Origin of the sequence: Paenibacillus whitsoniae (assembly GCF_003955665.1) — a bacterium.
GTDB lineage: Bacteria > Bacillota > Bacilli > Paenibacillales > NBRC-103111 > Paenibacillus_E > Paenibacillus_E whitsoniae.
Genome location: NZ_RXHU01000013.1, coordinates 11,502 through 33,464 on the forward strand (window position 1 = coordinate 11,502; position 21,963 = coordinate 33,464).

Genomic DNA, 21,963 nt, shown 5'->3' on the forward strand with positions numbered 1-21,963 from the left:
AAGCGATTTTGCACATCCGACACCGGATGACAACATGTCGAAATAAGGGGGGATAGCGTGAGAGCAAATGCCCAAATGCCGAGACCGGAAGATCTGTATCTTTTTCATGAAGGATCCTTGTTCCACAGTTATCACATCTTAGGGGCGCATGTTACCAGCAACGATGAAGGGCAGGAAGGTGTCCGCTTTGCGGTATGGGCGCCGAATGCCACACGCGTCGATGTGCTCGGCGATTTCAACGATTGGCAGTCCGGCAAGCACCGGATGGAGCGAATCAGTACGCTTGGCATTTGGCTGGTTAACGTGCCGGAAGCCGCAGAAGGCGACTACTACAAGTATGAAATTCACAGCCAGAACGGACAAATATTACTTAAATCGGATCCTTATGCGTTCTATTCCGAAGTTCGGCCCGGGACAGCCTCGCGCGTCGTGAATCTGCACGGCTACACCTGGCAGGATCAGGCATGGCAGATGCGCAAGAAGGAAGCGCCGATCTACAACAAGCCGATGTCTATTTATGAAGTCCATTTGGGAACCTGGCGCAAGGCGGACAAGAACAGCGAGGAGCTGTACACGTACGACCAGCTGTCAGACGAATTAATTGACTACGCCGTCGGCATGGGCTATACCCATATCGAAGTGATGCCGCTGGCGGAGCACCCGTTCGACCGTTCCTGGGGCTATCAGGCGACAGGCTATTTTTCCGTTACCAGCCGTTATGGCACGCCGAAGCAGTTCATGCGCTTTGTGGACCGCTGCCATCAGATGGGCATCGGCGTCATCATGGACTGGGTGCCGGGCCATTTCTGCAAAGACAGCCACGGCCTGCGGCAATTTGACGGGAAGCCGCTTTACGAATACCAGGATCCTCGCAAAGCGGAAAAGCTCGAGTGGGGCACACTGACGTTCGATTTCGGTCGACCGGAGGTGCAGAGCTTCCTGATCTCCAACGCGATCTTTTGGATGGAGATGTACCATATTGACGGTATCCGCGTCGATGCGGTAGCTTCCATGCTGCAGCTGAATTTCGGCCGCTGGAACGAAGCACCGGTAAAAAATCAGTACGGCGGGGAGGATAATCCGGAAGCCGTTGCCTTTTTGCGCAAGCTGAACAAGACGGTGTTCGCGTATTACCCCGAAGCGCTGATGATGGCGGAGGATTCGACGGATTGGCCGAAAGTGACCGCACCGATCCATGAAGGCGGGCTTGGCTTCAACTATAAGTGGAACATGGGCTGGATGAACGATATGCTGAAGTACATGAAGCTGGATCCTGTACATCGGAAATATCATCATAAGCTAATTACCTTTTCGTTTATGTACGCTTTTAGCGAGAATTACGTGCTGCCGCTCTCCCATGACGAAGTGGTGCATGGCAAGCGCTCGCTGCTGAATAAAATGCCGGGCGACTACTGGCAGAAGTTTGCGAATCTCCGTGTTTTCTACGGTTACATGACCGGGCATCCCGGGAAGAAACTGCTGTTCATGGGCAGTGAATTTGGTCAGTTCGATGAATGGAAGGATCTTGAAGAATTGGATTGGTTTCTTCTTGAGGGGTACGAGAAACACGAGCAGATGCACGCTTATGTTCAAGCGCTCAACCACTTCTACCTCAGGGAGCCTGCCTTGTGGCAGCTCGATCATCATCCCGAAGGCTTCGAGTGGATCAACCCGCATGACGAAAGCCAGAGCGTAGTTACGTTTATGCGCAAAGGCAATCTGCCTGAAGACGACCTTATCCTGGTGTGCAATTTTACGCCGGTGGTGCATCCCGATTATCGGATCGGCGTCCCGAAGGCAGGCGTGTACGAGCTCGTCTTCAACAGCGATGACAAGGCGTTCGGCGGTTCGGGCCAAGGAAACAAGCTGCCGATCACAACGACCAAACAACCGATGCACGGCCATCCGAATACGCTAGCTCTTTGTATTCCGCCGCTTGCGGCTGTATATATCAAATGTGTGAGTGAAAGCAAGACAGATGACGCTATTGAAGGGGGAAATCAAACATGCGCAGCAAAGAATGTGTCGCTATGCTCCTCGCAGGAGGAGAAGGCCGAAGACTAGGCGTTCTTACGAAAAACTTGGCCAAGCCAGCCGTTCATTTCGGCGGCAAATACCGCATCATTGATTTTACCCTCAGCAACTGCACAAATTCCGGCATCGATACCGTAGGGGTGTTGACGCAGTACCAACCGCTTGTCCTGAATTCGTATATCGGCATTGGCAGCTCCTGGGATCTCGACCGCAAATACGGCGGTGTGACCGTCCTGCCGCCATTTATGGAGCAAAAAGGCGGGGATTGGTATAAAGGCACGGCCAATGCCATATATCGCAATATCGGTTTTATCGAGCAATATGATCCCGAATATGTGCTGGTCATCTCGGGTGACCATATTTATAAAATGGACTACGATCTCATGCTTAATTATCATAAGGAGAAAAAAGCAGACGCCACGATCGCGGTTATCGAGGTTAAATGGGAAGAGACGAGCCGTTTCGGCATCATGAGCGTCGGCGGCAATCAGGAAATTACCGAGTTCGCTGAAAAGCCGAAGCAAGCCAACAGTAACCTGGCTTCGATGGGCATTTATATATTTAACTGGAGCGTGTTGAAATCTTATTTGCTGGAAGATGAAGCGAATCCGGAGTCTTCCAAGGATTTCGGCAAAGACATCATTCCGATGATGCTGAATGACAAGGCCCGCATGTTTGCGTATCCGTTCCAAGGCTATTGGAAGGACGTCGGCACGATCGACAGCCTGTGGGAAGCGAATATGGATTTGCTTGACGATGAGAATGAGCTGAATTTGAACGATAAGGACTGGCGTGTATATTCCCAAAATCCGTATCAACCCGCGCAATATGTCGCCCCGACGGCAAATGTTAAACGATCGCTGGTGAATGAAGGCTGTGCGATCTTCGGAGATGTGGACCATTCCGTGCTGTTCTTCGGTGTGCAGGTCGGTGAAGGTTCGCTGATCAAAGATTCAGTCATTATGCCGAATGCCAAAATCGGCAATAACGTGAAGATTACGAAGGCGATTATTGGAGAAAATACCGTCGTCGAGGACGGCGCAGTGATAGATGGCAACGGCGAGATTATATTGATCGGCGGCAATGAGCACGTGGCAGGTTATGCTAATCAGAAGGGATGATTCAGATGAAACATGTGATGGGTGTCATTAATTTAGTCAATGAACCGGACGATCTCGAGGAGCTCACGTATTTCCGCTGTCCGGCCTCCGTGCCGTTCGGCGGCCGCTATCGCCTCATCGATTTCACGCTGTCGAACATGGTAAATTCGGGCATCGACAACGTCGCCGTTTTTACCCAACATAAATATCGTTCCCTGATGGACCATCTCGGTTCCGGCAAGGAATGGGATCTCGACCGTAAGCGCGGCGGCTTGTTCGTACTTCCGTCCGTGCTGGATGAGCCGACAGGCATTTCTCGCGGCGATCTGTTCCAATTCTACTCCCATCGCGACTATTTCTATCGGGGCAAAGAGGAATTAGTCATTATTTCCCGCAGCCATATGGTCTGCAATCTGGATCTGAACGATGCTGTTCGCTATCATGAGGACACGCAGGCTGATATTACGGTGATTTACAAGCAGACGGATGAAGATGTTCATGGCAAGTTCCGCCGCCTGGCAGTCAAGGAGAATGGCCAAGTGACGCTGATGGAAGACCATACCGGACGGCTTCGCACGAACAACATCTCCATGGAGATGTACATTATGAGCAAGGCGCTGCTCCTTGATATGGTGGAATCTTGCCTGGCGCAAGGCTACGACCATTTGGTGCGGGACGGAATTATGAAAAACATCGACAAGCTCAGCGTCTTCGGCTATAAATTTGAAGGCCACCTGGGTATTGTCAATTCAATCCAAGGCTATTATAAGCACAGTATGCAGCTGCTGAATCCGGCGATTTGGCGGGAGCTGTTCTTCCAGAAGAACAACCTGATCTACACCAAAGTCAAGGATGAGCCGCCTGCGAAATATTACGAGTCCGCCTCGGCCAAAAACTCATTGATCGCCAACGGCTGCCAAATCGAAGGCAAGGTCGAGAACAGCATTTTGTTCCGCGGTGTCAAAATTCGCAAAGGCGCTTATGTGAAGAACAGCATCATTTTGCAAAACTGTGAAATTGAAGAGAATGTTATCATCGAGAACGCAATTTTGGATAAAGATGTCTTCATCTCCCGCGGGCGTGTGCTGACAGGCGATAATAAGGCTCCGTTCATCGCGGCGAAAACGAAAGTCATCTAAGAGAAGCAGAGGGGCACACGAGGTAGCAGCGGAGCTGGAGGCGTACAGAAATGAACATACTGTTTGCGGCGTCAGAAGCCGTACCTTTTATTAAAACAGGCGGGTTGGCTGATGTCATCGGCTCGCTGCCGAAGGAGTTAACGCGTCAAGAGGTAAACGTCAGTGTCATTTTGCCGAAATATGGCGATATCCCCGCGAAATTTCAAGATGAGATGACGCATGTCACGCATTTCGACCTTTATCTCGGGTGGCGGAAACTTTACATCGGGATCGACCAATTGGAGCTTGACGGCGTTACTTTCTATTTCGTCGATAATGAATCGTATTTCAAACGGCCAGGCTTATACGGCTATGACGACGATGCGGAGCGCTTCGGCTTTTTCTGCAAAGGCGTCATTGAAGCCTTGCCTCACCTGAATCTGCAGCCGGATGTCATTCATTGCCACGACTGGCAAGCGGGAATGATTCCGGTGCTGCTCAAGGCGCATTATCAGCATCTGCCGTTTTTTAGCGGGATCAAGACGATGATGACCATCCATAACCTGCGGTACCAGGGCGTGTTCAGCCAAGATCTGTTTAGGGATTACTTCGGCTTGTCGGACGATCATTTCTATGGTACGGCCTTGGAACTGCACGGTGGCGCCAGCTTTCTCAAGGGCGGCCTGCTCTATTCCGATTGGATTACGACGGTTAGCCAGTCCTATGCGGAAGAAATTCAAATGCCGTACTATGGCGAAAATCTGGACAGTCTGCTGCGGCACCGCCAACATCAGTTGACGGGTATTGTCAACGGCATTGACTATGACGTGTTTGATCCGAATACGGACCCGCATTTAACGGTTAATTATCGCGATTCCTTAGCGAAAAAGCAGCAAAACAAGCTCGCGCTGCAGGAGCGCCTCGGGCTGCCGGTGAATGGCGATGTCCCAATGATCGCCTTGGTTACGCGCCTTGTGCAGCAGAAAGGGCTGGATCTGATCCAGCATGTGCTGCGGGAAATGTTGCTGCTCGATATTCAGCTCGTCGTCCTCGGGACCGGCGATCATGTGTACGAGCAGATGTTCCGCGATGCCGCCGAGCAGTATCCGGCTAAGGTGTCGGCGCAGATTTATTTTAACGAAGCGTTGGCGCATCAGTTCTATGCCGCTTCGGATCTGTTCCTGATGCCGTCGCAGTTCGAGCCGTGCGGCATCGGGCAATTGATCGCGCTTCGGTACCGCTCGGCGCCGATCGTCCGCGAGACAGGCGGGCTGCGGGATACCGTGCAGCCGTACAATGAATTTACCGGTGAGGGGACGGGGTTCTCCTTCACGAACTATAACGCGCACGATATGCTGCACAGCATTCGGCGGGCGGTTTTCTTTTACAAGAACGATCGGGACAGCTGGCAGCAAATTCAAAGCAATATGACAAAGTGCGATTTCTCCTGGCGTAAGTCTGCGCAGCAGTATATCGGCTTGTACAAGGAAATAAGCTCGTAACCGAGCGCGAAATCCCTGCTATCCACTGCGATAGCGGGGATTTTTTTGTTTGAAACGATGTTATCGATTTCGGAAACGTGGGAAAATCAGGTATAATAAAAGGCGCAAGTTTGGAGAGACAGGGGTGTCATATATGGATTATTTCTCGCATTTTTTGACTGTACTTTTCGTCGTGAATATTGCGCTTGCGCTGACGGTTGTATTCCTGGAACGACGGAATGTCGCGGCAACGTGGTCATGGCTGATGGTGCTGCTGTTTATCCCGATTCTGGGCTTTGTGCTCTACGTGATGCTTGGGCAAAATTTAAGCCGGCGAAAGCTGTACAAATGGAACAAACGGGTGCTCCAACGGGTGGAGAACGCCACCATGGAGCAGCGCGCGCAGCTCTTGAACGATACGTTTGCGTACGCCGACCCGATGCTCAGGAATTATCGGTATTTGATCGCGCTCAACGCGGCAACGAACAATGCCTATTTGACGCAGGATAACGATGTGCAAATTTTCACAGATGGCAGGGAATTGTTTGACGATTTGCTGGCGAGCATCGAACAAGCGAGAATGCACATTCATGTGCAATATTATATTGTGAAAAATGACGAGCTCGGTCGGCGTGTGCTGGACGTGCTCACCCGGAAGGCCCGGGAGGGCGTGGAGGTCCGATTCTTGTACGACGATATAGGGTCAAGAACGTTACGGGATTCGTTTTTTCGCGAGTTCGTGCAAGCGGGAGGGAAGAAGGCCGCTTTCTTTCCGTCGCGCATTCCTTTCCTGAACTACCGCGTCAATTATCGGAATCACCGCAAGCTGGTCGTCATCGACGGACAGATCGGTTATTTGGGCGGCTTCAATATCGGCAATGAATATCTGGGTCTCAATCCGCGGTTCGGCTATTGGCGGGACACCCATCTGCGGATTACAGGAAGCGCTGTATGGGCACTGCAGTCCCGGTTCATGCTCGATTGGAATCTGGCGTCGCCGCAGCAGCTTGAGGTGGAATCGATGTTCTTCCAGCGCCCGATCCCGCCGGAGCCGAAGGAACGCGTGCCGATGCAGATCATCGCGAGCGGGCCGAATGAAACGTGGCCGCACTTTGTGTTTACCTTCCTGAAGCTGATTCAAATGGCGGAGAGCCGGATATTGCTGCAAACGCCATATTTCATCCCGGAGGAGAGCATTTTGAATGCACTGCGGATTGCCGCGCTGTCCGGCATCGATGTGCGGATTATGATTCCGCAGAAGGCGGATCATCTTTTTGTCCATTGGGCCTCGTTGTACTATGTCGGTGAGCTGCTGCACGCGGGGGTCAAGTGTTACTTCTACGATGCGGGCTTCCTGCACGCCAAGACGATGATTGTGGATGGCAAAGTGGCGTCGGTCGGTACGGCGAATTTCGATATTCGCTCGCTGCGGCTCAATTTTGAGACGAATGCGCTGATGTTCCATGAAGGGACGGCCAAGAAGCTGGAGATCACGTTCTGGCGCGACATGGAAGGCTGTTTGGAGCTGACGCTCGAAGAGTACGAGAAGCGTTCGCTGCGGATCAGATTCCTGGAATCGATCTCCAAGCTCGTTTCTCCGATTTTATGAGAAAAACTTCTATCGAAGTTCTTCGAGGAAGAGCGACCGCGTTTTATAGGTGGTTTTTATCGCCAATAAGAATTTAATTTCCCGGGCCACGGAAACTTATAAATTCTTATGTGGAAAGAAAAGGATTTCGATGTACCGACTGGAAGCCAGACGGAGTCGAAATCCTTTTTTTGTATGGATTACATGTTGAATTCCCCGTTATCGTAACTGAACTGCCAGGTAATGCCGAATTTATCCTCGACAATGCCATAGCATTTGCTCCAGAACGTTTCCTGAAGCTCCATCTGCACTTTGCCGCCTTCTTTCAGCTTGTGGAACGCATTCTGTACCTCATCCAGGTCTTTGCTGACCAGCGCCAGGGAGATGTTGTTCCCCAGCGTGAACGGCATGCCCGGGAACACGTCCGAGAACATGACGTTGCTGCCGCTAATGTTCAATCGCGCGTGCATCACCCAATCCTTCGCTTCCTCCGGGAGCGGGTACTCCGGATTCTGGGGGCCTTCGCCGAATGTCATGATATGCGGAGTAGGGAGACCAAAAACTTCTGCGTAAAAGTTGACGACTTCGCGTGTGTTGCCTTGGAAATTGAAATACACATCAATAGACATTACGATTCTCCTCATTGTTTGGATTTGGATGTTGCTGTCGAGCTACCCCCTATATCTTACCATTTGTGGAGGGGGAAAAGCCAATGTGACAGCGAAGAACTCTGCCGCCGCACATGATCCTGTAAAATGTACAGGCAATTTCGTCATGAAGGCCAGATTGTAGAGGAATCCTGTAAATCATACATTAAATTTCCGGCAAAGCACGTGTGAAAGCGATTACATCGAGGTTTAGCAGATTATTTACTGTAGGAAATGCAGGATTTAACGGAATTCTGACGATTTCATGCCAATTTGCTGTATTTTTTGCAGCTGGTGGACGAAGGTTCGTGTGCATGAGTGGGTGCTAGGCACAACCCAACCCAACTAGCCCGGACACAATGAGCGCGAGCCTAACCCAGCCCGATCGCGCCACCGACCAATCCGTCCCCATCCCCAAGTCACCCAGCCAACGTTTTTTTGTCTTGACACGCAAAGCGGGTCTCCTTTAGAATAACATCCAGTTACTAATTTAGTAAATTAGTAAAATACTAAATAAAAAGGAGCTCTTATGTTTACCAATCCGTACGTTCGCACGATTTTCGTGTCGCGGGTCTTTTTGCAATTGGGCATCTGGATTCGCAATTTGGCGGTGCTGCTGTATGTCACCGATTTAACGCATAACGATTCGTTTTACGTCTCTCTAATCTCGGTGCTCGAGTATGCGCCTATTTTCATTTTTGCACTGCTTGGCGGAACACTGGCCGACCGCTGGCGGCCGAAGCGGACGATGGTGTGGAGCGACGCCATTTCTGCAGCCTCGGTGCTGGCGGTATGGGCCGCACTTGCTCTTGGCAGTTGGTATGCGCTGCTGTTTGGCACCTTTCTCTCTGCAAGCTTATCGCAGTTCTCTCAGCCATCCGCACTCAAGCTGTACAAAAAGCATGTGCCCGCCGAGCACTTCCAAAGCGTTATGGCGTTGTCGCAGTCGCTGGTGGCGGTGTTTATGGTCGTCGGGCCGCTAGTCGGCACATTTATTTTTATTCAGGCCGGGATTCACCTTTCCCTGGCACTGACGTTCGTGTTCTTCCTCTTGTCCGCGCTCACACTGGCGACGCTGCCGCGGGACGTGCAGGAATCCCAAACGGCAGCAAGGGGGACCCTGTTTGCCGAGATGAAAGCCGGTGTCCGTTACATCGCGGCGACACGCGCGCTGCGCGTACTGAGCGCGGCGTTTGCGGCGGCAGGGCTGGCGGCGGGTCTGATCCAGCCCTTGCTTATTTTTATTGTGATGGAGAAATTGGGCATGGAGAAGTCGTTCATCCAGTGGACGCTTATGATCAACGGCGCGGCGATGCTTATTGGCGGCATGGCGATTATGGGCGTTGCCAAGAAGATCAAACCGCAGGTGCTGCTGACGATCGGATTGCTGGTGAGCGCGGTCTGTACGGTGATTGTCGGCGCCTCAACCAGCGTCGTGTTGAGCCTCGCCATGCAAGTGATCAGCGGGCTGTTCTATCCGTGCATTCAGATCGGCATTCAAAGCATGATTATGCGGAACACAGAGGCCGCGTTTATCGGGCGGGTCGGCGGGGCGATTACGCCGATTTTTATGGGGATGATGGTGATTGGCATGCTGCTCGGGAGCTATGTGAAGGAGGCGACTTCGCTCTTCACGGTGTATGCCATTAGCGGAGGGCTGCTTGCGGTTGGCGCGATGCTGCTTCTGCCGCTTCTTACCGGAAGCGGGAAGCGGGTGCTGGAGCAAGGCGATCCTCCGGCGGCGTCAAGCCGTTAAGGCTTGGAATAAAAGGGAGAGTCTCTTCCCATCCTAAAGCCATAGCTTTTATTATTCGTGTTCGTAACGCGACAGGTAGGGGGAACTTCCTTGAAATTGACGTCGGAGCAGCGGGTGACGCTGCATGGCTTTAACAATTTGACCAAATCGCTCAGCTTCAACATGTACGATATTTGTTTCACGAAGTCCAAGGAAGAGCGGGAAGCGTACATCGCGTATATCGATCAACAGTACAATGCGGATCGGCTAACAGCGATTTTGAGAACTGTTGCAGACATCATCGGTGCTTATGTGCTCAACATCGCGAAGCAGGATTACGACCCGCAAGGGGCTAGCGTGACGATGCTGGTGTCGGAAGGGCCGATTGATAAGGCTCCGAACGAGTCGTTCGAGGAGTCGCCGGGGCCGCTGCCTGAAGCGGTGGTGATGCATCTAAATACGAGTCACATCACTGTGCACACGTACCCGGAATATCATCCGGATGAAGGCATCAGCACGTTCCGGGCGGATATCGATGTTTCGACGTGCGGTGAAATTTCTCCCCTAAAAGCCCTGCACTATTTGATACGCTCGTTTGATTCAGACATCATGACGATGGACTACCGCGTCCGCGGTTTTACACGTGACATCAGCGGGTATAAGCTTTTTATCGACCATGAAATCAGCTCCATCCAGAATTACATTCCCGACGAAATCAAGGATATGTATCAGATGATTGACGTGAATGTGTATCAGGAAAACATTTTTCACACCAAATGCAAGCTAAGAGAGTTCGATCTGAACAACTATTTGTTTGGCTACACGAAGGACACGCTGAGTCCGGAGGAGCAGCTCGAAATTGAGAAAAGCGTGAAATGGGAAATGGATGAAATTTTCTATGGTAAAAATATGGTATTCGCGTGAGCGACGCGTCCAAAGAAGCCATTGTTGCCGCCGTTACCAAAGCGGCAGGTCGAAAGACGCTGTATCATTTCACCCGCGTCAGCAATTTGCCGGCTATTGTACGGCTTGATACGCTTTATGCGAGCCATCAAGCAGCTCCGGGGTTAAATGGGGAGCGGCGGGAAACGCCGAGAACAATCAGGCTGGCAGAGGAATGGGTGACGATTAACGCACATCTGCGGATCGCGCCGTCGATGTTTGCACCCGGCGTTACGCCGGAACAGTTTAGGGCATACCTTGATCGGCATGTCTTTTTTTGGCCGACGAAGCGGGACTGCCTCAAGATGCTGGAAACCTACAGCCGCAGGGAGCTGGGAGAACGTTTTGCCGTCCTTGCGTGCGAGGCGGCGGCGTTGATCCTGGCCCATTTTGACCGCGTGAAATTGTCCAAATACGACTCCGGCAGTTCGCCGCGATATCCAAATAGCTGCTCTTATCGGAAAACGCCGGAGATGCTGCTGCCGATCGGGCAATTCGGCAAGGTGTCTGCAAACCTGGTGCCTACCGCTCCTTCGCAAATTAAAGAAGTGCTCGTCGAGGGGCAAGTCACAGGAATGGCTTCATGGGTCCGAACGGTATACGTCGATGAAGGGGATATCCCATTGCCGGAAGAATGGCAGGCAAAGCGGACGTTGCTGCGGGCTTGGACGGCCGAACCTTAGTAACTCGGGAAAGACAGAGAATGTTGTTAGCGGAGATGCTGGAGCATTCGCTATCGCAATGGATGCAACGGTAAACGGCTCCTGTCAAGGATGGGCGCGTTTACAGATGGCATTTAGCCGCTTCGAGGATGCACTTTCTGATATGCTGAAAAAACGGATTCCTGATTTATCCATTTCCGTGTATACTGGTACTTGTTGTAAATTCCAAGTAAGGAGATGGATATTCACATGTCGGAAAACATAAATAAACGTCTCGGCGGCCGACCGGTTCTTTTCTCCATCGGGCTAGGCTTGGCGTTGACCTTATTAGTTTCCATTGCAGCGGCAGCGGCGACGATTGCCGATCTTGGAGATTCGGGCATTATGGCTGCGCAAGGAGCGGCCTTTCTGGTGATGGCGATTATCATCACTGGGCTGATGCGCAAGAATGACCGAACGATGGCTGCTTACGGCTTTAAGCCTTTCGCGATCAGCGATCATCGCTCAGCGCTTTATTACATCCCGCTGCTCGTCATTGCACTGGTACAGCCGATGATGGGGGGGGTTGACACGGGGCTTACGATAGGCAAAGTGATGTTGATCTTTGCATTTTCGCTCGTTGTCGGTTATACAGAAGAGTCGATTTTCCGCGGAGTGATACGGGAGAGATTGAAAGCGCGGGGCGCTGTATTTTACATCTGCTTCTCATCGCTCCTATTCGGTATTCTGCATATCGCCAATGCTCTAGCTGGCAAGGACTGGCTGGCGGTTACGCTGCAAGTTGTCAATGCGTTCCTGATCGGCCTCATTCTCGCGCTGCTCATCGAATTAACCGGCCATATTGTGCCGCTGATCTTGTTTCATTTTGTGTACGACGCGCTGGCTCAGGTCACCAACCCTGCGCTGCAAGACCATGAAGTGCTTGTTGTATCGATCTTAAATGTGTTCTATTTGCTTTATGGGCTTTATTTAGTCGTCATACTGACCCGTAGAAAAAAAGCGAGCTTTCCCGTCACGGTTTAACGTGACTCCGAAACAGCAAAAAAAGCAGTCCCTTAGCGGACTGCTTTTTGCTGTTCCCATAGCGCCTCCGCGAGCACCGGCGCGATATGACGGCGAAAGACGTGCAGCGGAATTTTGCTCTTCTTCCGCTCATCGTGCGTCAGGACGACGACGGTGTCCAGCGCCGGGACGACGTAAATCGCCTGCCCGCCGAAGCCGTAGGCGTTGAAATAATCGAAGGCGGCGCCTCCGCCTTCCTCAGGGGCATAGGTGTCTGTCCACCAATGCCACCCATAAAAGCCGCGGCGCGGCGGCTGCGGCGCCGCCGGAATGGCCGCGCGCGTCGCTTCGCTCACGCGCGCCGGCGAAATCAGCGGCGTGCCGTGCCACGCGCCGCCTTGCAAGAACAGCCGGCCGAACGCCAGCATATCGGCCGGCCGCAGCCAAAGGCCGAACCCGCCGGTATGCACGCCCTGCGGGTCGGTTTCCCAGCGGTAGTCCCGGGTGCCCAGCGGGCCGAACAGCTTCTTCTCGGCATAGGCCGCGACCGGCATGCCGACCGCTTCCGCCAATAGCGCAGCAAGCAGCTGCGAATTGCCGGAATTGTACGACATGCTGGCGCCGGGCTCGTCCGCCAGCGGCTGCTCCAACACGTAGCCGACCCAGTTCGGCGTCCGGGTCATGGCTGGAAAGGAGTTCAGCCCGCCGAACTCCGTCCAGCGAAGGCCCGACGTCATCGTGAGGAGATGGCGGAGGGTGATGGCTGCTTTGCGCGCGTCAGGATCGCGAAGCAGCTGCGGGTAGAATGCCGCTATCGGCGTATCCGGATGCGGCAGCAAGCCTTCGTCCATCGCGATGCAGAGCAGGGCGGAGAGAAAGCTTTTCGTGCACGAGTTCGTGCGTGCAAGTTGGCCCGCAAAGTCGTCGGTGCGATATCGTTCGACGATCATTTCGCCGCGCCGGCTGATCAAGCAGCTGGTGAGATTCAGCGGCGCGAGCGCGTCGGTAATGGAAGCTGTGTGCATAAACGGCGTCCCTTCAATTCCCTTTTTGTCGTATATACTCCATGTGTTACACTATGGCTATATTATGGTATGCTACGAGTATATCATTCGCGAAATGTGTCTTGATATAACAGATAAGGAGTTTTCTTGTCGATGAGAGTGAAAATAACGATGGTCGTTCTCGCGCTTACGGTGCTGATGAGTACGTCAGCTTGCGAAGCTTTTCCCGTATTGGCGAAAGCCAATTACGAGCGCAAGCCAATCCGTGGATATGGCGCTCAGCTTCAGCTAAGCGAACAACGCAGCGCCTTGCAGCAATTTATTACAGGAAAGCTCACGGGGCCGTTCGGCACCTATACGAATTTGCAGGATACAGCGCAAAACGACGCCGCGGCGACGGGGCATGAAGTGCTGAGCGAATCAGCGGGGCTTCTGATGCGCTATTACGCGCTGACCGGGCAGCGGGAGCAGTTTGACAGACAGTTTCAACTGGCCAAGCGCATCTTCGACATCCGATCGGGGTTCAGCTACCGATACAGCCCGATACTGGACAAGAAGTACACGATGAATGCGACGGTGGACGATTTTCGCATTTTACGGGCGCTCGATGAAGCCGGCCAAGCATTTCAGACCGATGCATATCGTGAAGAACTGACACAGTACGGCCAGAAGGTGTACAACTATAACGTTGCGAACGGAAGCCTGCGGGATTTCTACGACGAAACGTATGCGATGACGAATTCTTCTATCACACTCTGCTACATAGATATCGCCTCTATGGAGCTTCTTCCGGTTGCTGCGCGCAAGAAGCGCGAGCTCGAATCCGAGATGCTGCACATCGCCGCCGGGGGCTATCTGTCGGATGCGTTTCCTTTGTATCAGACGAGATACGATTATAAGACGAAAGCTTACGAATCCGAGCGGATTAATACGGTGGAATCGCTGCTGACGATTCTGAACCTCGCCGAAATTGGTGAAGCGAAGCGAACCAGTCTGGATTTTATCAAATCGCAGGTGCAAGCAGGAACGCTCGTCGGCGCTTATTCCTTGGACGGCAAACCGTTGAATGATGTGCGCTCTACCGCCGTTTATGCGATTGCCGCAATGATCGGCTCCGTGACGGAAGATCAGGAATTGTATCAGCTTAGCATCTCCAAAATGAATGCCTTTCAGATTCATAACACCGGCAGCGTGCTGAACGGCGGTTTTGGTGACGTGATGAGCGGGCAAGCCTATTCTTTCGATAATTTAATGGCTAATCTTGCCTATGTCTACTAAGTAATAAAGGAGGTGAGCTGCCGTGACAAAACGCATCATGGAAAACCTGCTTCGCGTCATGACACCGGCGACCGCAGCCGCCGCGGGCGTGCTGATCATAACCGTGATCGCACTGCTGATGCCTCCCTATATTGGTATGGCGGATAACGGCGACTTTTTCCGGATATTGTACAGCAATGGGATGTATTTCAATGACCCTGCCTATGACAGTCAATATCTCGGATATTTCGTCAAAACGTACGGAATTTTTCAATATTACAATGAAAACGGCGCAACCTTATTCTCCACACAATCGTCTTTTATTCAAATCGCCGTTTTTTTGTATAAGCTGCTTCATCCAGGAACAACGACGTTCGATATCCGTTTTCAGGCGATACTCTACACCTTGTTGTACACACTCGCGATTTATTTGCTGGTCGAGGCGTTGACCTGGAAGCAGCCGAGGCTGCGCGGCTACATCATTGCGGGTATCGTTATTTTTGTATTTGGGGATACGGGTTATACGGCGTATTTTAACTCCTTTTACGGGGAAAGCGTCATGCTGATCATGACCATATTCATGGTGGCCAGCGGGTTGCTGCTGTACAGGGGGCGTTTCAACGATTATGTCATGCTGGGGCTGTTTGCGGCGAGCGCTATGATCCTGACAGCCAGCAAGCAGCAAAATGCGCCAGTTGGCATTGTGATGGCCTTATTCGGCGTCTCGCTGATCTTTATTCGGAAAAAGCGCTCCTACCGAGCAATTACCGCGTTCCTGCTTGTAGCTTTCATCGGCGTCGGGATTAGCACCTACGTCCTGATTCCCAAGGAGTTCGTCAATATCAATAAATTTCATGCAATGACGCGCGGCGTGCTGATGGGCTCGACCAACCCGGAACAAACGCTGGCAAGCTTCGGCATTGACAAGCAATATGCGATATTGAACGGGCAAGAATACTTCGAACCTTACAAATCAATGGATGTCGAATCCAAGGAATTTGAGGAGCAGTTTTTCAGCAAATACGGATTCGGCTCCATCTTGACGTACTATGCGACACATCCGGGACAAGCGGTGCAAATGCTGAATATTGCGGCCCGTGACGGTTTCAGCATTCGGCCGAATGCGATGGGGAATTACGAGCAGTCGGTGGGCAAACCGTTCGGGGCGCACACGACGTTTTTCTCAGGATACAGCTTGCTGAAAGAAGCTCTTGCGCCGAAAACGTTCGGTTTTATTGCGCTCTGGATTATGCTCGTCGTCGGTTTGTACATTCCTTCTTTCGTGACGGCGATTCGTACCCGCCAATTCCGCTATGCGATTAAACTTCCGCTTATGCTGGCTTTAATTCTCATTGGCCTGTCAGGCATTGTTGTATCGATTATCGGCGCCGGCGACGCAGACTTGGCCAAACATGAATTTTTATTCACGCTTGCTTTCGATCTGGTGACGCTGGTGACGGTGAGAGATCTGATTGTCAAGCAGCTGTGGACTGTGAGAGAGTCACCACCTGTACAAGCGGCAATGTAGCGGATGAAAGGGGGAGTTCCTGTTGAAATCGAAAATCATGGCGCTGCTATTGGTATTGAGCTGTCTGCTAAGCATCCCGCTCCAGGCTGCGGCCGACACGGCGGCAACCGCTTCGCAACCCAAGTCGGTGCTGATGCTATACGACAGTTTAGCGATTGGCACCCCACAGGAGGGCAATATCGAAGCGATGCAGAGGCTGTTTGCCGGATTCAGCGTTTCCGTGACGGCGATGAGCTTGGAAGCTTACAAGCAAGGCGACATCAACGGCTTCGACCAGGCGGTGCTTGTCCGCAATAAAGCGGATGAGATCCCGGATTTGCCGGCGGACTTGGCGAGAGATTGGAACGGCTTCACTGGTAGCTTGCTGCAGATTGGGGGAGGGCTTACGGATCGGGTGCGCCAAGCGCTGCATATTCAGGACAAGCGACTTGATCAGGATTATGCGAGCATTCGAATCGACGAGCTCCAGCAGGTTCTGATACCGGTTAACGACATTTCCTATCTGACCTCCTACGAAGGGCAAGCATACGGATCATTGACGTCGGAAAAGCTGAATCTGAAGGCGCCCTTCGGGGTTCGGAGCGGGCTGTTCGCTTATATCCCGTATATGACCAAGGGCAATTTGACGGAATGGTCGGCCGCTTATCTGCTCCGAGATTGGCTTGGCGTTCAAACCGCCTCGCAGGCCTATGTGATGATAGAAGGGATCTATCCGTTCTCCAATCTTGCACTTGTCAATCAGATGGCTGATCGCTTGTACGATGCGGGCATTCCGTTTATCGCGGGCGTGCAGCCCACGTTCGGCAACTGGGATTATCCCGCTATGCAGCGGTATATGGAAACCCTCAAGCATATTCAGGCGCGCAACGGCAGCATCGTTGTCCAGACGCCGATCGTGGATTCGACGAGCCCGCCGGCCGCGCTCAAGCTTCCGAATGAAATGAGCAGCTTTCTGAATCAATTGGGCTCATCCGGTATTGCGCCTTTAGGCATCGCGACAGAAATGTATTGGAGCTATGACAAGCAATATACCGCAGATGCCCTTTCGTTTTTTGACTCCGGCATTGTGTATCCCAATAAAAAGGCTTGGTATCGCGAAAAGACCAATACGTCTTCGACATTCGCCTCCGCGGCCTATACGATAAGCGAGGCGGAGCTTGCAGCCTATGGAGGCAGCCGTACGGCAACGAATCTATTGCCGCTCAACACAACGCTTGTCTACACATTTACCGATGATACGGATGAACTAAACAAAAGGCTCGATGCGATCACGTCCAATTGGACGACCTTTGCTGATTATAAAAACGAGGTGCATACGGTTCATACGCCAACTAACGTCTTCTCTTCAGTAAGCGGTCATCTAGCCATAAATGGAACGGGGGTTCATCTTAACGATCAGGTTCAGGACGTAGACAGCGCACATGTGTATGTGCAGGAAGGCCCGCAAAGTTTAACAACGCTTTTTTCCGTACAGAATAATATTTTGATTGTGCTGATCGTAGTGACGCTGCTCCTCTTTGGCATTTTTATCATTATCGGACATCGGCTTTACAAACGAAAATACGAACAACCCTGGAGATCCTGATGACACTTGCAGACATTTTAATGCTCATCGCGGTTATTTGTATCTGGTCACTCTTGCTGATTAATATTATCCTGATTGTGGCAGGCTATCTGTATTACATGCAAATTGAGAACAAACCGGTTCCTCCGATCGTAGGGGAACCTCCTTTCGTTTCGATCATGGTACCTGCCCATAATGAAGGCAAAGTTATCGTTCAGACGGTGGAAGCGCTGCTCGCGCTGGACTATCCGCATGACCGGTATGAAATCATCGTCATTAACGATAATTCCTCCGACAACAGCAGCGAGCTGTTGGCGAAGCTGAAATTGAAGCATGTCGGACGCAATCTGATTGTCCTCAACACCGATGCCGTTACCGGCGGCAAAGGCAAATCCAATGCGCTAAATCTGGGTTTTGGGCTAAGCAAGGGCGAGTTGATCGCGATTTATGACGCAGACAATACGCCGGAGAAGACAGCGCTTCGCTATCTTGTCGCGGAGATTACGCAGGATTCAAGTCTTGGCGCGGTCATCGGCAAATTCCGTACGCGGAACCGCGACGCGAGTCTGCTGACGCGTTTTATCAATATTGAGACGTTGTCCTTTCAATGGATGGCGCAGGCCGGGCGCTGGAAGCTGTTTAAGCTGTGCACGATCCCGGGCACAAACTTCATTATGCGCCGCCACATTATCGAACATATCGGAGGGTGGGATATTAAAGCGATCGCGGAGGATACGGAGATTTCGTTCCGCATTTATTTGATGGGATATCGCATTAAATTTCAACCGAAATCCGTCACTTGGGAGCAAGAGCCTCAGACCGTGAAGGTGTGGTTCAAGCAAAGAACGAGGTGGGCGAAGGGGAACATTTACGTCATTGTCAAAAACATTCCGCTGTTGTTCCATCCCGCTGCCAAGCGTATACGTTTTGATATTTGCTATTTTTTATCTATTTATTTTCTGCTCTTAACGTCTCTGGTGATGTCGGACAGTCTGTTGATTCTTCACGCATTAGGCTATGTGACAACGACCCTTGCCAGCTTCAGTTCGTTTCTTTGGATTCTCGCCATCACGCTGTTTATTGTCGGCACTTTCATTACATTAGTTACGGAAAAAGGGGAAATGCGACTTTCCAACCTATGGATTATTGTGCTGATGTATGTGTCGTATTGTCAGATGTGGATGGTTGTGGCCGCTTACGGCATGTACGCCTACATCAAAGACGTCATTTTTAAACGAGAAGCAAAATGGTATAAAACTGAGCGTTTCTAGGGCATGATCGATCGGAGTTGAACATGATGTTGCATCGAAGCATACTGAGAACGACCCTTTGTTTGTTATTATTGACGCCATTATGGATACCTGCAGCATGGGCAGAGGCAGATGCCAACGACCTCAAGCAGATGCAGACACACCTGTCGGATACTTCGCTGACAGGCGGTTATACATATGCTCAACAATTTTTTCGCGTTGAGAGCTATTGGAACGTGGCTAGTGCCGACCTTCATCTGGATTACAAGTTTTCTCCTCTTATGCAAAATGAACGTTCTTCCATTACGTTATATGTGAACGATACCCCGGTGTATTCTTTCCGGCCCAAGCTTGCCGACAAGCCGGAGCAGCAGCTCGATGTGTCGGTTCCTGCTTCTCTCCTCGTGAATGGCGTGAACTCGCTGAGTGTGCAGGGGCACTTGGAGACAGCGGCTCCCGCTGCGCAAAATGCATGCTTGCCGACGGATTATCGGGACAGCTGGCTGCAAATTGCTAAATCGTCGCGGATTGCCGTCAATTATACGATCAAACCGGTTTCGGACAGCATACGGGACTTTCAGCTTCATTTTATCGGGCAGGATACCGTCACGAACGGTCTCAATGCCATTGCCGTGATGCCGGACAGCACCCCAACCGAGTTGGAAGCTGCGACGTATGTGCTCTCTGGCTTTGCGAAATCGAATCAGGTCACGGACAAGCCGATTCCGCTTGTAACGTATACGTCGGATTTGGCGAAAACGAAAGACGCCCTCATACTGCTCAGCAGCTATGACCATCTTCCGGCAGAGGTCAAGGCGGCGATTCCGGCAGAGGACTTGACGAAGAAAGCCATCTTGCAATTGGTTGTACTGAACGGGCACAAAATACTTGTCATCACGTCCGCAAACGAAGCGCTGCTGATTAAAGCGGGGCGACTCGGTGCAAATCAGGAGCTGCTGAGCCAAATCGACAATCCCCGCAAAGAAGTTGTGGACAGCACGGAAGTGGATACGCCCGCGGTTACGATCAGCCGCAATGTGCCATTGACGGAAACCGGCGACAAGCTTACCGGAGACCGCCATCGGGAGAAAGCGTATTTTATTACCTTACCCGGGAATCGCTCCATCGCGGACGCTAGTAAAATGCGGATCAATTTCCGTTACGCGCGCAATCTGGATTTTGACCGCTCGCTCATCACGATTCTGGTCAACGATACGCCTATCGGCAGTAAAAAGCTGACCAGCGAACTGGCCGACGGCGATCACATGGATTTGACGATTCCGAAGTCGCTCAATATCAGCGGCAATTTTACCGTGAAAGCGGCGTTTGATCTCGAAATGAAAAATGCAGGCTGTATCACGAACGAAGATCAAATGCCTTGGGCATTTATCGAGAAAGATTCGATGCTGCAGCTCAACACGAAGGACCGGACGGAACTGCTCTTCAACAACTATCCGTATCCGCTTCTGCGCGATGGCAGCTACAATCAGGTGACGGTAGTTCTGCCGAATTCCCGCGACACGTACTTATATGAGACGCTGACCAATGTGTTTAACTTGCTGGGCCGCTACGCGCAAACGAATACAGGCTCGATCCGCTATGTCGAGGGCGGTGCTACTGCCGATCAACTGAAAGGGCGCCAAATTATTGCTATTGGCAGCTACAAAGACAACGAAGTGATCGCCGCGAACAACGATAAGCTGTATTTTAAATATGATGGGTCCGGGCAGGGCATTGTCTCTAATGAGAAAATGAGCATTGAATCCGGTTACGGTCAGCGGATCGGGACGCTGCAGCTGATCGATTCGCCTTACGAGCAGGGGCTTGGCTTTCTCGCGATAACTGGAAGCAAGCCGGAATATGTATATATGGCTTCCAAGCTCATCGGCTCGGAAGGATCGCTGTGGAAAGTGTACGGAGATGGGGCGGTGACGGATGTCGACGGCAATATTCAAGCGTTTCGCTTCAAAAAAGAGGCTTCAGCCGCGCCATCCTCAGCGCTGAACAATGTGCTCGCGCGAAGGGACGTCCTCGGCTTTATGATCGCAGCAGGTCTTGTTGCCTTGCTCGTTATTCTCTCTCTCATTCTCATGATTCGCAAATACGCGAACAGGAAGCGGAGGGATCAACGATGAGCCGTTTTCGAAGCAGTATCGTCTCGGACGCTGCATTTTTGCTGTTTATTTTAGCTGCCTTGATCAGTATCATGTTTACGTCAAGTAATCCAAACCTTTACTTGGCCAATATTATTTTCTTGAATATCGCGTTTCTCATTGCGGTCATTACGTATTTCACCACCATGACGACCGGGTTGATCCTGAACATCCTGTTCATTTTTGGTTATGGTACGTACACGTTATACCAGACTGTTGTGGTCGGCGGCGTAATTGGCACGCAAAATTACTTTTGGCTCATCATGACGCCCATATTCACCGTTTCGACCTGGCTGCTCACGTTAGGCAACCGTCAACTGCAAGCGGAAAACGAGCAATTGCAAAAGGAAAACGATTCGCTCGCGACTGTCGATCCCAAGACAAGCCTGAAAAATACACTTTCTTTCCAAACGGATGCGACCATTTTCATGGCGCTTTCCGTACGCTACCAGATCCCGCTGACCCTCATGGTCATCAGCGTGAAGTATTGGGATGAAATCCGGCGTATGATCGGCGTCGATCAACTGATGGAAGCGATTCATGACCTGTCGAAAATCAGCCAGACCAGCATTCGGACGAACGACTCGCTTTATTTATTGAACAAAGACAACCCGATGTGGGGCATGCTGCTGTTCACGGATCGAGCGGGTGCTTCCATTGTAATCGAACGTCTCCGTAAAACCGTCGACGAGTGGAACCGCGGCGAATATGCGGAGAAATACCGTGTCGGACTCATCTTGAAAATGGGTGCTGTCGAATACGATCCTGAGGTAATCACGAACCCCCTCGAATTTATCGTCCAAGCGAAAAAGCAGCTCGAATACGATGTGTAAAAGAGAAAGAAGCCTCAGCGTAGCTGGGGCTTTTATTTTTGGAGGCATGTGCTGCACTCGACATC

At 51.6% G+C, this 21,963-nt stretch carries 17 protein-coding genes; 15 read left to right on the top strand and 2 right to left on the bottom strand.

The window, feature by feature from the left end; genetic code table 11:
- The first annotated feature begins 75 nt into the window (after positions 1 to 75).
- From glgB to cls, 5 genes are all read left to right on the top strand, one after another.
- Positions 76 to 2,064: a 1,4-alpha-glucan branching protein GlgB gene (glgB, locus tag EJQ19_RS03815; RefSeq protein WP_126139918.1), complete on the top strand. Its 1,989-nt coding sequence runs from the start codon at positions 76 to 78 to the stop codon at positions 2,062 to 2,064.
- Positions 2,007 to 3,155, top strand: a complete 1,149-nt coding sequence (locus tag EJQ19_RS03820; protein ID WP_126139874.1) for a glucose-1-phosphate adenylyltransferase — start codon at positions 2,007 to 2,009, stop codon at positions 3,153 to 3,155. Before glgB ends, EJQ19_RS03820 begins: the two co-directional genes overlap by 58 nt.
- A gap of 5 nt (positions 3,156 to 3,160) precedes the next feature.
- Complete coding sequence (gene glgD / locus EJQ19_RS03825; protein WP_126139875.1) at positions 3,161 to 4,273, top strand: glucose-1-phosphate adenylyltransferase subunit GlgD; 1,113 nt, start codon at positions 3,161 to 3,163, stop codon at positions 4,271 to 4,273.
- A 50-nt stretch (positions 4,274 to 4,323) separates the two neighbouring features.
- The gene (gene glgA / locus EJQ19_RS03830) at positions 4,324 to 5,754 is read left to right on the top strand and encodes a glycogen synthase GlgA (RefSeq protein WP_126139876.1); all 1,431 of its coding nucleotides are present in this window, start codon (positions 4,324 to 4,326) and stop codon (positions 5,752 to 5,754) included.
- 133 nt (positions 5,755 to 5,887) lie between these two features.
- Complete coding sequence (gene cls / locus EJQ19_RS03835; RefSeq protein ID WP_126139919.1) at positions 5,888 to 7,342, top strand: cardiolipin synthase; 1,455 nt, start codon at positions 5,888 to 5,890, stop codon at positions 7,340 to 7,342.
- 179 nt (positions 7,343 to 7,521) lie between these two features.
- Here cls and EJQ19_RS03840 read toward each other — a convergent pair whose 3' ends face one another.
- Positions 7,522 to 7,950: a VOC family protein gene (locus EJQ19_RS03840; protein WP_126139877.1), complete on the bottom strand. Its 429-nt coding sequence runs from the start codon at positions 7,948 to 7,950 to the stop codon at positions 7,522 to 7,524.
- A 547-nt stretch (positions 7,951 to 8,497) separates the two neighbouring features.
- Between EJQ19_RS03840 and EJQ19_RS03845 the strand changes: the two genes are divergently transcribed.
- The 4 genes from EJQ19_RS03845 to EJQ19_RS03860 all read left to right on the top strand — a co-directional run bounded on the left by EJQ19_RS03845 (position 8,498) and on the right by EJQ19_RS03860 (position 12,330).
- Positions 8,498 to 9,724, top strand: coding sequence for an MFS transporter (locus EJQ19_RS03845; protein ID WP_126139878.1), 1,227 nt, complete (start codon positions 8,498 to 8,500; stop codon positions 9,722 to 9,724).
- 90 nt (positions 9,725 to 9,814) lie between these two features.
- Positions 9,815 to 10,627 (top strand): adenosylmethionine decarboxylase, encoded by an 813-nt coding sequence (gene speD / locus EJQ19_RS03850; protein WP_126139879.1) that lies wholly within the window; start codon positions 9,815 to 9,817, stop codon positions 10,625 to 10,627.
- A complete protein-coding gene (locus tag EJQ19_RS03855; protein WP_126139880.1) occupies positions 10,624 to 11,328 on the top strand; it encodes a DUF7002 family protein in 705 nt (234 codons plus the stop codon). The genes speD and EJQ19_RS03855 overlap by 4 nt, the downstream gene beginning before the upstream one ends.
- 228 nt (positions 11,329 to 11,556) lie before the next feature.
- Positions 11,557 to 12,330 (top strand): CPBP family intramembrane glutamic endopeptidase, encoded by a 774-nt coding sequence (locus EJQ19_RS03860; protein WP_164716297.1) that lies wholly within the window; start codon positions 11,557 to 11,559, stop codon positions 12,328 to 12,330.
- A 32-nt stretch (positions 12,331 to 12,362) separates the two neighbouring features.
- Here the strand turns inward: EJQ19_RS03860 and EJQ19_RS03865 are convergent, their stop codons facing one another.
- Positions 12,363 to 13,334 (bottom strand): serine hydrolase domain-containing protein, encoded by a 972-nt coding sequence (locus EJQ19_RS03865; RefSeq protein WP_126139882.1) that lies wholly within the window; start codon positions 13,332 to 13,334, stop codon positions 12,363 to 12,365.
- Positions 13,335 to 13,466: 132 nt separating this feature from the next.
- Between EJQ19_RS03865 and EJQ19_RS03870 the strand changes: the two genes are divergently transcribed.
- Genes EJQ19_RS03870 through EJQ19_RS03895 form a run of 6 tightly spaced genes read left to right on the top strand, consistent with a single transcriptional unit; the run spans position 13,467 to position 21,898 of the window.
- Entirely contained in the window at positions 13,467 to 14,591 is a 1,125-nt protein-coding gene (locus tag EJQ19_RS03870) for a hypothetical protein (protein ID WP_126139883.1), read from the top strand.
- 22 nt (positions 14,592 to 14,613) lie between these two features.
- Complete coding sequence (gene wsfD, locus EJQ19_RS03875; RefSeq protein WP_206438361.1) at positions 14,614 to 16,098, top strand: glycan biosynthesis hexose transferase WsfD; 1,485 nt, start codon at positions 14,614 to 14,616, stop codon at positions 16,096 to 16,098.
- A 22-nt stretch (positions 16,099 to 16,120) separates the two neighbouring features.
- On the top strand, positions 16,121 to 17,683 hold the full coding sequence (locus EJQ19_RS03880) for a hypothetical protein (RefSeq protein WP_126139884.1): 1,563 nt from the start codon (positions 16,121 to 16,123) through the stop codon (positions 17,681 to 17,683).
- Positions 17,683 to 18,933, top strand: a complete 1,251-nt coding sequence (locus EJQ19_RS03885) for a glycosyltransferase family 2 protein (protein WP_126139885.1) — start codon at positions 17,683 to 17,685, stop codon at positions 18,931 to 18,933. Before EJQ19_RS03880 ends, EJQ19_RS03885 begins: the two co-directional genes overlap by 1 nt.
- 23 nt (positions 18,934 to 18,956) lie before the next feature.
- A complete protein-coding gene (locus EJQ19_RS03890; protein WP_241242721.1) occupies positions 18,957 to 21,047 on the top strand; it encodes a cellulose biosynthesis cyclic di-GMP-binding regulatory protein BcsB in 2,091 nt (696 codons plus the stop codon).
- Complete coding sequence (locus EJQ19_RS03895; protein ID WP_126139886.1) at positions 21,044 to 21,898, top strand: diguanylate cyclase domain-containing protein; 855 nt, start codon at positions 21,044 to 21,046, stop codon at positions 21,896 to 21,898. Before EJQ19_RS03890 ends, EJQ19_RS03895 begins: the two co-directional genes overlap by 4 nt.
- Positions 21,899 to 21,963: the final 65 nt, after the last annotated feature.